An 11,713-nucleotide genomic window follows, 5' to 3' on the forward strand; every position below is an offset into this window, starting at 1 on the left:
CATTTTATACTATTCATCGATTGTAATCTGACTGACAACTGATCACTGAGACTCTATTTATCCTTCTTCCAACTAGCCTTTCCACCTTTGGCAGAATCCACAGTTATTGAATAATTAGAGCCTGAAGACACAATCCACTTCACTTTCACTCCAGTCATTCCAGGCACATTATCTACCAAAATCTTCTCAGGATTGTTCTTTTGCTCTGTGAGCTTATTGAAATCCTCATCTTCCACTACAAAACCAGCAAGCACTTTGGCTCCAGTAATGGTCACATAGTCAGGTCGCTCGATATTATATTTGAGATCCTGACTCGCGTGAGTTGGCATGAGGCGCTCGTTGAAGATGGTAGCGGTAATTGATTTCAAACCTCCACCCAAATCTTCTTCCTTCACATCCATCACAGAGAGTTTTGGTGTGTGATAGCCATGGTAAATAGTGAAAGCAATATTCCTATGCGCATCCTGCTCGAGTAAGAACCCTGGGTGAGCACGACCGAAGTTTTTCTTAAATCCGCCGATTTCCACTGTTCCAAATTGTGGATGCTCAAATTCGTTCCACATCACAAAGGCATCTCCCATTGTCAGGAACTCATCTACTTCGAACATTTCATTTTGTCCACCGCCTTGTTTGTGGAAATATAAGTAAGGAACCATCAGCTCATTGGAAAAGGTAAAAACTCCTCTCACTCCATAAAACCAATCCAATTCCCCACCAAATACTGAATACAAATCTTTATATACCGTCAGGTATCTATATCCAGGAATCATTTCCTCACCTTTTTGCCCCAGCGCATCATAGATTCGGATATCATTTCGGTTATAGGTACTTACATCCTCTTCAGCACCTGGACCTCTTAGGATCATTCCGCCAGAATTGTGAAAACTTTGAGCTCCAGCGATATTCGGATGCTTCATGACAAACTCCATGATGGAACGGTTCTCAGGAAGTGTAAATGGATACTTCAACGCTCCCCGCTGTATGTAATCAGGCTGCCAATTCCATCCCCAATCTCTGTTTGGATCATAATATCCTACACCATCGTCATTCACACGACCATCTCCGTCCCCATCAGTACCTTCCTGACCCAGCATTTCGTATTCACCTACTTTATCCGCACCTACCATAATCAGCTTACGCGGATCCTGCGGATCTTTGATGTATCGGCCGGTTGGGGATTTTCTGATCATCATTGTGATGTGTCCATCACCATCTAGATCATCCATTCCATCTTCGCCAGCTACTCCATCGCCGTCATTATCCAAGATCATCATCCCAGATCTTGGTGAATTGGCAGTGTTTGGCTCCAAAAAGAAGTCATTTCTTGCATCAGGATTGATCGTTGGGGTGATATAAAACACCTTATCCTTCAAGAGCTGCTGGATAAATTCATTATCCGCAAACATCTCCGTCAGGTACCAGGCACCATAAAGAGAGAATTCTCCACCCTGAATTTCATTGGAGTGAATATTCCCATCGATCCACATTCCGGGCTTATCTGTGTCTTTTCCGGTGGAAAAATCCGTAATCGTAAGCGTCCACATGTCCCTACCCTCATAGGATTTACCAATGGATTCGAGCTTGGCGATATTTGGATGCGCTGCCGCAATTTTTTTCATATTATCCACCAATCCTTCATAGGTATAATACCTGTTAAAAGCGATATCTACTTTAGGATTGTGCGGAGTACCGACTGCGCGGAAAAACTTCTCCTGCGCATCTGCTTTATAACTTCCCAGGCTAAGTGCTCCCAAAGCCAAAGCGAAGATCAATTTTGTTGTTTTTATCTTTTTCATGGCTTAGAGTTTTACAGTTGTGGAAGTGAATCCGGCATGAGAAGCGCCGGCTTTTACAGTCACATTTCCCGAACCACGAATGATCCAACTGAAGCTTGCTTTCTCATAAGCTCCCAAAGAATCCATCAATTCGATTTTATTACCTGAGACAATTTTCTCCGCATCGGCATCTATGTCAATTCTGACTTTGCGCAGCCAACGGGAATTTTCTCCCATTTCAGAATGTGTCGGGATAGCTGAATTGTTAAATAGATCCATGGTCACTCTAGTCAATCCGTTGCCCAATGATTCAGATTTCACATTATGAATCTCAAGCTTAGGTTGCATCTCAGCAAGCTTCAGGATAAAATCTGTGTGCTGAACGGCGATTTCCTCTACTTTATCAAAGGAAGGGGTAGTCATCATAAAAGGTTTGATACCACCTACTTCCACTTTTTTACCCGGAAAATCCGGATGTTGAATTTCCGCCCAAGGAACAAACACGTCTTGCATGCCCAGCGAATCTGCCCAAGCTAAATAATTAGCTTCTGCATTTGACTTGCCTTTACCGGTCGAATCTTTGTATTCAGGAACCCAATAACCCGGAGTACCGAAGCTCAATCTACCAAAGTGGAAATATGCCCACTGAAAGAAATCCCCATCAGTACCTTGATTATCCTGCTGGTAAGCTTTCTGCTTTACCGTCTTTTTATAGACATCAGAAATCATTGCGTTTAATGCCTGATCTTCTTCCAAAATAGAAGTGACAATTCTCTTTTTAGCATTTCCTGCATTGTACTTCAGCGGTGAAGAGAGATTATTTGCCGGAGAAAAAGTAACAAAGGCGAAAATATTCCACTGCTCAAACAAGTAATCAAGCATAGCTCGGGATTCTTTTTGGGTCACTGGCATATCACCAGCCAATGGCTCAAAAACAGGGAATTTATAAGTCAAAGACTTATTGAAAGCAATTCCCTCTTTCAGGTCTTCGGCAAATTCACCGTCCTTATCTTCATCTTTTGATTCCTTATAAAGAGCGTATTTTCCTGATTCACCTTTTGATTTATCTGCTTTTACAAGCACTCGATCATCCTCTGGAGAAATTAAATAATCCCCCGTTGGATCTTCTACACGCATCATCGTGATCAGACCATCACCATTCAAATCAGAATAACCACTTCCGCCTGGAATCCCATCCCGATCATGGTCAATAGCAACTGCATTTCCTCTTCGCTCATATTTTAGCGATGCGTGATACTGCTCGTAAGCATCCGGAGACATGTTTGGAAAAATGTAAAAAGTGGTGGCTTCAAGTGCCTCTGCATGATCTGAGACTAGCTTTTCAGCAAATTGAACGGCGAGCTCTACGCTTAGCACTTCATATCCTTCCACTCCACCTACTACTGCGATGGCAGGTTTTTCATCCAGTTTGCCAGTACCTATTTTGAGCACCCAGATATCCTTGCCTCCTTCAGTTTTGGTGAGTGAGGTGAGTTCAGCGGAGGCATTGGAGGCCACACGCTGCAAACGCTGATTAAGCTGACTAAGCGTAGGATAATCCGACTGCGCAAATGCAGCTCCTGATAATCCCATTCCCCCAACCAGCAACCAGCTGAGTAGTGTTTTTTTCATAAATCGTTTGGGTTTTAATTCTCTGATTTCTGCAATCTCGAAAAAGATTGACCCTAAATTTTACTAAAAATTCGGGACAAAAAGCCTCTTCCTTTTTCGGAGTGCATAAATAACAGGTGAATGGATCGGGATCAGGATAAATGGAGTTGTGATAAAAGTATTGTACAGATGCGGAAAATTCGCTTATTTAAGGTCAATAGCTTTTTCAAAATGTATCATAAAGTAGCCCTTGCCATAGCTTTTTCCCCAAGGATGGAAGCTTTGATTTCAGAAACCAAACGACTTGTTCAGCTTTTCGGCTCCGAACTGATTCTAATTCATATTGGTAAGAAAACAGATGAACTAGAAGCCAAACTTGGAGAGATCATGGTAAAAAACGGCTTGAATGATGCCAAAACCAAGCTGATCTGGAAAGAGGGAAAGCCGGTAAAAATGATCATCGAAGCGTGCAAGGAAGAAAATGCTGACCTATTGGTAGCTGGAGCATTGAAGCGTGAGGGATTTTTGACCTATTACATGGGTTCTGTAGGCAGAAAAATCATCCGAAAATCCCCATGTTCAGTTTTGACTTTGATCGAACCGAAAGTTCAATCCACGGTTTTTGAAAAAGTAGTACTCAACGGAACTCAGTTGGAAATCACAGCTAATGTGATCGAGTGCGGAATAATTTTCTCCAAAGCTGTGAAGGCAGATCAAGTTCACATTTTGAATGAAATAAAAATGTATGGCCTGCAAATGGGCACCGCCAGTGAAGACTCTGAAGAGGAAGCCTCCAATACCAGACGGCAATTGGTGCAGAATGAAGTGGAATATGTAGAAGGGATTTTAAAGAAAATTGATCAAGGGAATTTGAAGATAAACATTAAAGTGACTGGCGGAAGATGGGCGGTTGAGTTGGCTAGATTTTGTGAAAAGATCGAAGCAGACTTATTGGTAGTGGGTGATGATCAAAAACTGAATTTTTTCGACAGGATTTTTCCACATGATTTGGAAGACTTGTTGAGCACTTTGCCTTGTAATTTATTAATCGTAAAAAATTAAACCTCCATGGAAACTTTAGACCATAAGGAGGTAATTAATTTACTCCTCCAACTCGCATCTATACTTATTCTGGCAAGAGTATTTGCAGAACTAGCCAGAAAATTCAAGCAACCTGCTGTAGTGGGTGAAATATTTGCAGGGATCATTTTGGGCCCCACCATCCTTGGAAATTTCTTTCCCGGAGCACAAGAATATCTCTTCGGAACACATGAGATGACTAATATAGCCTTTGATGGTTTTGTGCAAATCTCAGTCGTACTGCTGCTCTTCATTGCAGGATTGGAGGTGGAGTTACATATCGTATGGAGCCAGGGAAAAAAGGCACTTTACATAGCTGTGGCCTCGATGATCTTGCCGATAATCGCTGGTTTTGTCGTGGCCTACGCATTCCCTGAGTTTCTGGGAGTGAATATCAATGACAGAGTTGTAGCCTCCACTTTCTTCGGTTTGGCGATTTCCATCACAGGATTGGCCATTGTAGCCAGGATTCTTATGGATCTCAACCTCTTCAAAACATCCTCAGGCCTTCTCATTATTGCAGGAGCAATGATTGTTGATGTGCTTGGTTGGCTGATTTTCTCTGTGATTTTATCATTATCAGAATCAGGAAGCGATGGGCTGGGAGTCTGGCCTACAATTGGGCTAACCTTGCTATTTACGTTAGTTATGCTGACTATTGGAAAAGGATTGATCAATAGAGTTTTGCCTTGGATCAATAAGAAACTGGCCTGGCCAGGAGGACTCCTTTCTCTTTCGTTGGCACTTTGCTTCTTGGCTGCTTCCTTCACTGAATTCATCGGAATCCACGCAATTTTTGGAGCATTTATCATCGGAGTGGCACTGGGAGATTCGGAGTATTTGACCGAAAAAGCGAAGGAAATTTTACACCAGTTTATCAATAATATTTTCGCTCCTATCTTCTTTGTTTCCATTGGACTCAAGGTAAACTTCATCACTGGATTTGATCCGGGAATTGTAGGAGTGGTGATTATTGTAGGTCTTTTGACAAAATATTATGGGGCTTACTTCGGTGGAAGACTTGCTGGCGTTTCCCGCAAAGAATCAATCGTAGCCGGATTTGGTATGAGTACCCGAGGAAGTATGGATATCGTACTGGGACTGATTGCCTTAGAGAATGGATTGGTCACTGAACCTCTCTTTATTGGCTTGGTTATTTTAGCGATTATTGCCAGTATGAGCGCTGGGCCATTGATCGGCTGGGCGAGAAACCTGAAAGTTTAACAGCTTTTTTCAATAACTGATTCTCAGGATCAATTGGCGAAATCTAACAATCGGACGTATTTTTGGGTTCTGAATCGCAAATCCTCACAATAGAGCACTCATGAATAAATCCGGAAAAATCGGCGTTCTGCTGGTGAACCTAGGAACTCCAGACAGTACCGCTACCGGCGACGTAAGAAAATACCTCCGCGAATTTCTAATGGATGGACGAGTGATCGACATCCCAGTTGTCTTTAGATGGATGCTGATCAATTTGATCATTGCTCCCTTTCGGGCACCCAAATCTGCGCATGAATACCGCAAACTTTGGACGGATCGTGGTTCTCCCTTGCTTTTCCACACTGAAGATCTTAGAGACAAACTGATCGAAAAACTCGACTCCAAGCAATACAAAGTGGCTATTGCGATGCGCTATCAGACACCTTCCATAGAAGCAGGACTGGAGGAATTGAGAAAATCGCACGTCACCAAAATCATTGTACTTCCGCTTTTCCCTCAGTATGCTTCTGCTTCCACTGGTTCGGTTCAGGACAAAGTGATGGAAATTGCCAGAAGTTGGCAGATCATTCCGGATATATCTTTTATCAGTAATTTCATAGAGCAGCCACTATTTCTTGAGGCTTGGGCCGAGCGAGGAAAAGCAATGCTAGAAGGAAAAGAATACGATAAAATCCTCTTCTCTTACCATGGGCTTCCAGAGCGGCATATACTCAAAGGTTCTGTAGATGGCTACTGTCAGCTGGGTGCTTGCTGTAATAAGTATGGAGCAAAAAATCATTATTGCTACCGTGCACAATGCTTCAAAACAACTAGGTTGATCTGCGAGAAACTTGGAATCCCAGAGGAAAAAGCTGTGAATTGCTTTCAATCCAGGTTAGGGAAAGATCCTTGGGTAAAACCTTACACAGATGATGTTATTGAAGAGTTGAATAAACAAGGTGTCAAGAAAGTATTGGCTTTTTCACCGGCTTTCGTGGCTGACTGTCTTGAAACTACGGTAGAAGTAGCAGAAGAATACAGAGACAAATTCCTCGAAGGTGGTGGTGAAGAATGGGATTTGGTACCAAGTTTGAACTCGGAAAACACCTGGGTGGAATGCGTGAAGGAAATGGTGCTAGAGCATTCTTAAGTAAGGATTTTAACCACGGAGCACTGAGTTTTGCGCGGAGAAGGCTGATCTGGTTTATCTAAATCAATTTTAAAAAAACAGGGCTGAAAGCCCAAGATATCCCAGCCCAGCATAAAGGGCTGGGTTATTTTTTTGCCAGTCCATACAGCTCTGAAAGAGCGGAATCCATTTTAATCCATATTACTTCAATTGCAAAGCTGTCTGAAGACTGCAATAATTTTAGATCCAAATCTGAGGTTTAATCCTAAACTGTGGACTCTGCGTAATCCTCCGTACCCTCTGTGGTTAAATCACCCATTCAACTTTACCCCTCTTATTCATCCATTTTGCGGAGAACCTATTAACTTTGCCCCATGAACGAGCGATACATGCAGCGCGGAGTTTCCGCCTCAAAAGAAGATGTCCACAAGGCAATATCCAATCTTGACAAAGGACTTTTCCCTCAGGCCTTTTGCAAAATCGTAGAAGACACCCTCGGCAACGATCCTGAGTATTGCAATATCATGCATGCGGACGGCGCAGGAACTAAATCTTCCTTGGCCTATTCCTATTGGAAAGAAACTGGCGATGTGAGTGTTTGGAAAGGTATCGCGCAGGATGCGATCATCATGAACACCGATGATTTACTTTGCGTGGGTGCCATCAACAACATCCTCGTTTCCTCTACGATTGGCAGAAATAAAAATCTAATTCCTGGAGAAGTGATCTCAGCGATCATTGAAGGCACGGAAGAAGTGCTTCAGATGCTTAGGGACAATGGAGTCAATGCTGTACTCACTGGTGGAGAAACTGCCGATGTGGGAGACTTAGTCCGCACAATAATCGTGGACAGTACAGTCACTTGCAGAATGCGTCGCGATGAAGTGATCTCCAACGACAAAATCCAAGGAGGTGATGTGATCGTAGGTTTGGCTTCTTTTGGTCAGGCAAAATATGAAACAGCATACAACGGCGGCATGGGAAGCAACGGACTTACTTCTGCGCGTCACGATGTGTTTAATAAAGTATTGAAAACAAAATACCCTGAGAGCTTTGACCCTGCTGTACCGGAAGATCTGGTTTATTCAGGAAAATATAACTTAACTGATCCGGCTCCAGGAGCTCCTGTGAATATCGGTAAGTTGGTACTTTCTCCTACAAGAACTTACGCACCTATCATGGTGGATGTGCTAAACTACATGCGACCAAGAATTCATGGCTTGGTGCATTGCAGCGGTGGAGCACAGACAAAAGTCCTTCACTTTGTGGACGACGTACATGTGATCAAGGACAATCTTTTTGAAACTCCTCCCCTTTTCCAAATCATTCAGGAAGAAAGTGGTACGGACTGGAAAGAAATGTACAAGGTATTCAACATGGGACACAGAATGGAAGTTTACCTAGACGAACGCTATGCTGAGGAGATCATTGACATCGCAGAATCTTACGGTGTAGAGGCACAGATCATCGGTAGAGTTGAGCCACATCAAGGTAAAAAAGTAACGATTAATAGCCCTCATGGCACTTTTGAATATTAATTGTCAATGAGCACTAAGAGCATTTTACTTAAAACAACAAAAGTCCTAACCTGGACTTTTGTTGTTTTATTAGTAATCGGACTAATCACTTTGACCAAAGTAGACCGATCTCCTATTCAGGATCAGGATTTTTATAAAGAGACTTTGGAGCGATTGGATCAAAGTGCTTTTTCAAATACCCAAGGCGACACTTGGATTACTGGCTGGTCTAGTGTCAACATGACCCCGTCCGAGCCCGCAGATTTGGTGGGCTATGCGCCTAGAGGAAAATATGAGTTCGTGCAAGACAGCAGTTATGTGAAAGCATTGGCTCTTTCCAATGGGAAAACCCGAATTGCTTGGCTCAATTATGAATTGCTGATCGTGCACCCTACGCTTGCAGAGCAAATACATACAGCTATCAAGGACGCTAATTTACCCGTGGATCAGGTGATTTTCACGGCAACACATACGCATTCAGGAATGGGAGGATATATGCCTGGTCCGATGGGAGAAATAGCTTTTGGAGGTTACGATCAAGATATAGTAGACCTGATGGTTTCGCGTAGTCTTTCGGCTTTGCAAAATGCGATAGCTACTCAAGACACTGTTTCAATTACCTATCGCAAGTCTGATGCAGGCGATCTGGTTGCCAATAGATTTGTGAAAGAGGGACCGAAAGACCCTTTTGTGCGCCAGCTTATTTTCACCAAAAAGTCAGGCAAAAAAGCTACTTTCCTCACCTATTCAGCACATGCTACGGCGATGAGCACGAAGTTTATGGGGTTATCCGGAGATTATCCATTTTACCTCACAAAGAACCTAGAAGCAGACGGTTTTGACTTTGCTCTGTATGCTGCGGGGACAGTAGGAAGTCATAGGCCACTTCGCCCAGGAAACACACCGGAAATGGTTGAGCGCTATGCTCACCAGTTGGATTCTACGCTAAATCTAAGAATGACCCATTTCGGTACGCTCAAAAATAATCGTATCCGAACCGGCTATCTACCGATTTCTTTGCGAGAGCCACATCTTAGGATCACAGACAATCTTCGCCTTCGCCCTTGGCTTTTCAATTACCTATTGGGCGAGACAAATGCGCATCTAAATATTTCTCAGATCGGCTCAACTTTGATGATCGCATCAAGCGGAGAACTCTCTGGCGTATTCTATGAAAAGTGGGAGAAGCTGGCTAAAAGCAAAGGATTGAATCTGATCATCACGACATTCAATGGTGGCTACATTGGATACATCACACCTGATGAACTCTATGATGAAAACTTCCACGAGGTGCGGGAAATGAATTGGTACGGACCTGGAAATGGGAAATATTTTGACGACTTGATCGAAAAAGTCATAGAAAAGTCAAATCCCTAATCAGCTTAATTGTCCTATTAGAAGTGTTATTTATCCAGTTTGTTTAAGGGATGATGATTTAATTTTGCCAAAACTAAAAAGCAATGAGATTCTCCACACTGAAAAGTATCTACCAATGCAAATGTCCTCGTTGTCATCAGGGAGACATGTTTTTACGTGGTAAATTATTGAGCCCAACCAAGTTCTCCGTGATGAATAAAACTTGCTCGCACTGCAAGCAATCATTCGAGCCAGAGCCAGGCTATTACTTCGGAGCAATGTTCGTAAGCTATGCGATAAACACTGCGCTATTTATTACAGCTTGGCTGACTTTGACGATTTTGAAACCAGATTATTCGCTTTCGCTTCTGCTTTCATTGCTGGGACTTGCCGCCATCGTTTTTCTACCCTTCATTTACCGAATTAGTAGATCTATCTGGATATCGATTTTTATCCAATACCAAGGAGACGAGTTTCCGAGCTCTTCCTGATTTCTTACTTCAGACGAACTGGGTATATTTGAGAACTGCTGCAAAAGAAGTTTTCCAGAATGCCGAAAAGTCCTCTGCCCATATTTCATATTCCCGATTTCGGTCCAGATGCAATTGATTCATCTCATTTCTATTACGCTGGGCTGAAGAGCCATTTGGCCACACATCAGTTTATTCAAAAGCCGCATAAGCATGATTTCTACATTATTGTGGTTTTTACGCGCGGAGCAGGAAGGCACACTATAGATTTCAAAACCTATGCTGTAGAGCCCGGATCTGTGTTTTTTCTAAGTCCAGGACAGGTTCATTCTTGGGAACTGACTCCAGACACAGACGGTCATATTGTTTTCTTCAGCGGAGAGTTTTACACCTCCACTTTCCCGAGAAAAAGACTAAATACCTACTCTGTTTTCAACTCAATTGTGGATTTTCCAGCATTGAAAATCGGCTCTGAAGAAGCAAAAGAGATTTTATACATAGTTGAAAAAATTAATCAGGAGACGAAAAAGCCAACTTTGCACACCAAGGAGCTTTTGAAAAATTACATTGATACCCTCCTAATCTTTTTCTATCGCTACAAGGGGAGCAAAACAGCTTTTTCTCAGAAAGAGAAACTTGTTCATGACCAATTTCAGGAATTGGAATTGCTGATTGAAGATCATTTCAAAAAGCATCGAGAAGCGAGTTTCTATGCCGATAAGATGAACTTAAGTCTAAAACAGCTGAATAGCTTGTGTAAAAACACGGTATCCAAAACCAGTTCCCAACTCATTATGGATCGAGTGATCTTGGAAGCTCAAAGACTTCTGACTCACTCGGATCTCAGTATTTCTCAAATTGCTTACGAGTTAGAATTTGATGACGCTTCCTATTTCAGCCGGCTCTTCAAAAAGAAAACGAATATGACGCCTGAGCAATTCAGGAAACAATTAGGCCCCGGCAGGTAATATCCAAATTTGAGCTTTCACCCAACCTTTTAAAAATTCCTTGTCTATCGTTTTCTCCCAGTCATTAGACTGCAAAAGTTGCTCATAATCGGGAAGATTTGCCCGCTTGTGCTTCGTCACCAGCCGAAAAAAACTAATCATGGCTTGATGTATAAATCGATGACGGTTATTTTTTGGGGCAAAAAAATCAGCCAGGTAAATCTTCCCTTCCGGTTTAAGGCTTTTCCTAATTTCTCCCAAAAGGCTTTCAATTTCTTTGTCCAGCATGGTATCCAACACAAAGTGAAGCCAGACTTCATCAAAAACTTTCCCTTCCTTAGCCTGAAAAAAGTCCAAATGGAAGGAAAGGTCACTTTTTCCAAGATTTACTTTTGCCCGATTGAGCATGGATTGGGAGATTTCCCAGTATTCTCCTGACAAATTCTCTTGTAAAACCTGATAATCAAGTCCATCTCCACCGCCTATAATTAAGATTTTCTTGCCGGTAAGATTTGATACAAAACACCTTTTAGCCAGCATCAATTGCTCCCCAAAAATGAGTTTGGTCAGGGGATTGTAAAAAGGAGTAAGGAAACTGTAATTGTCTTTCACTAGTTTAAAGGAA

The 11,713-nt window shown here is 42.4% G+C and carries 10 protein-coding genes; 7 read left to right on the top strand and 3 right to left on the bottom strand.

Features of this window, described 5'->3' with window-relative positions:
* Positions 1–53: 53 nt before the first annotated feature.
* Complete coding sequence (locus ACPUEN_RS12895; protein ID WP_425636322.1) at positions 54–1,796, bottom strand: M14 family metallopeptidase; 1,743 nt, start codon at positions 1,794–1,796, stop codon at positions 54–56.
* 3 nt (positions 1,797–1,799) lie between these two features.
* Positions 1,800–3,407: a M14 family metallopeptidase gene (locus tag ACPUEN_RS12900; protein WP_425636323.1), complete on the bottom strand. Its 1,608-nt coding sequence runs from the start codon at positions 3,405–3,407 to the stop codon at positions 1,800–1,802.
* 120 nt (positions 3,408–3,527) lie between these two features.
* Between ACPUEN_RS12900 and ACPUEN_RS12905 the strand changes: the two genes are divergently transcribed.
* From ACPUEN_RS12905 to ACPUEN_RS12935, 7 genes are all read left to right on the top strand, one after another.
* The gene (locus ACPUEN_RS12905) at positions 3,528–4,448 is read left to right on the top strand and encodes a universal stress protein (RefSeq protein WP_425636324.1); all 921 of its coding nucleotides are present in this window, start codon (positions 3,528–3,530) and stop codon (positions 4,446–4,448) included.
* Between the two features lie 6 nt (positions 4,449–4,454).
* Positions 4,455–5,690 (top strand): cation:proton antiporter, encoded by a 1,236-nt coding sequence (locus ACPUEN_RS12910; protein ID WP_111612419.1) that lies wholly within the window; start codon positions 4,455–4,457, stop codon positions 5,688–5,690.
* A 100-nt stretch (positions 5,691–5,790) separates the two neighbouring features.
* Positions 5,791–6,819 (top strand): ferrochelatase, encoded by a 1,029-nt coding sequence (gene hemH, locus ACPUEN_RS12915; protein WP_425636325.1) that lies wholly within the window; start codon positions 5,791–5,793, stop codon positions 6,817–6,819.
* 353 nt (positions 6,820–7,172) lie between these two features.
* Entirely contained in the window at positions 7,173–8,336 is a 1,164-nt protein-coding gene (locus tag ACPUEN_RS12920) for an AIR synthase related protein (protein WP_425636326.1), read from the top strand.
* Between the two features lie 6 nt (positions 8,337–8,342).
* A complete protein-coding gene (locus tag ACPUEN_RS12925; RefSeq protein ID WP_425636327.1) occupies positions 8,343–9,692 on the top strand; it encodes a neutral/alkaline non-lysosomal ceramidase N-terminal domain-containing protein in 1,350 nt (449 codons plus the stop codon).
* Between the two features lie 83 nt (positions 9,693–9,775).
* Positions 9,776–10,162: a DUF983 domain-containing protein gene (locus tag ACPUEN_RS12930; protein WP_425636328.1), complete on the top strand. Its 387-nt coding sequence runs from the start codon at positions 9,776–9,778 to the stop codon at positions 10,160–10,162.
* A 59-nt stretch (positions 10,163–10,221) separates the two neighbouring features.
* Positions 10,222–11,109, top strand: a complete 888-nt coding sequence (locus ACPUEN_RS12935) for an AraC family transcriptional regulator (RefSeq protein ID WP_425636329.1) — start codon at positions 10,222–10,224, stop codon at positions 11,107–11,109.
* Here the strand turns inward: ACPUEN_RS12935 and ACPUEN_RS12940 are convergent.
* Positions 11,092–11,700, bottom strand: coding sequence for a class I SAM-dependent methyltransferase (locus tag ACPUEN_RS12940; RefSeq protein ID WP_425636330.1), 609 nt, complete (start codon positions 11,698–11,700; stop codon positions 11,092–11,094). The genes ACPUEN_RS12935 and ACPUEN_RS12940 overlap by 18 nt on opposite strands.
* Between the last annotated feature and the right edge of the window lie 13 nt (positions 11,701–11,713).

Source organism: Algoriphagus yeomjeoni (assembly GCF_049821175.1).
GTDB lineage: Bacteria > Bacteroidota > Bacteroidia > Cytophagales > Cyclobacteriaceae > Algoriphagus > Algoriphagus yeomjeoni_A.

Bases quoted from the DNA above. Each gene is read 5' to 3' on its own strand.
- ACPUEN_RS12895 (WP_425636322.1), bottom strand. From the start codon at position 1,796: ATGAAAAAGATAAAAACAACAAAATTGATCTTCGCTTTGGCTTTGGGA.
- ACPUEN_RS12900 (WP_425636323.1), bottom strand. From the start codon at position 3,407: ATGAAAAAAACACTACTCAGCTGGTTGCTGGTTGGGGGAATGGGATTA.
- ACPUEN_RS12905 (WP_425636324.1), top strand. From the start codon at position 3,528: ATGGATCGGGATCAGGATAAATGGAGTTGTGATAAAAGTATTGTACAG.
- ACPUEN_RS12910 (WP_111612419.1), top strand. From the start codon at position 4,455: ATGGAAACTTTAGACCATAAGGAGGTAATTAATTTACTCCTCCAACTC.
- hemH (WP_425636325.1), top strand. From the start codon at position 5,791: ATGAATAAATCCGGAAAAATCGGCGTTCTGCTGGTGAACCTAGGAACT.
- ACPUEN_RS12920 (WP_425636326.1), top strand. From the start codon at position 7,173: ATGAACGAGCGATACATGCAGCGCGGAGTTTCCGCCTCAAAAGAAGAT.
- ACPUEN_RS12925 (WP_425636327.1), top strand. From the start codon at position 8,343: ATGAGCACTAAGAGCATTTTACTTAAAACAACAAAAGTCCTAACCTGG.
- ACPUEN_RS12930 (WP_425636328.1), top strand. From the start codon at position 9,776: ATGAGATTCTCCACACTGAAAAGTATCTACCAATGCAAATGTCCTCGT.
- ACPUEN_RS12935 (WP_425636329.1), top strand. From the start codon at position 10,222: ATGCCGAAAAGTCCTCTGCCCATATTTCATATTCCCGATTTCGGTCCA.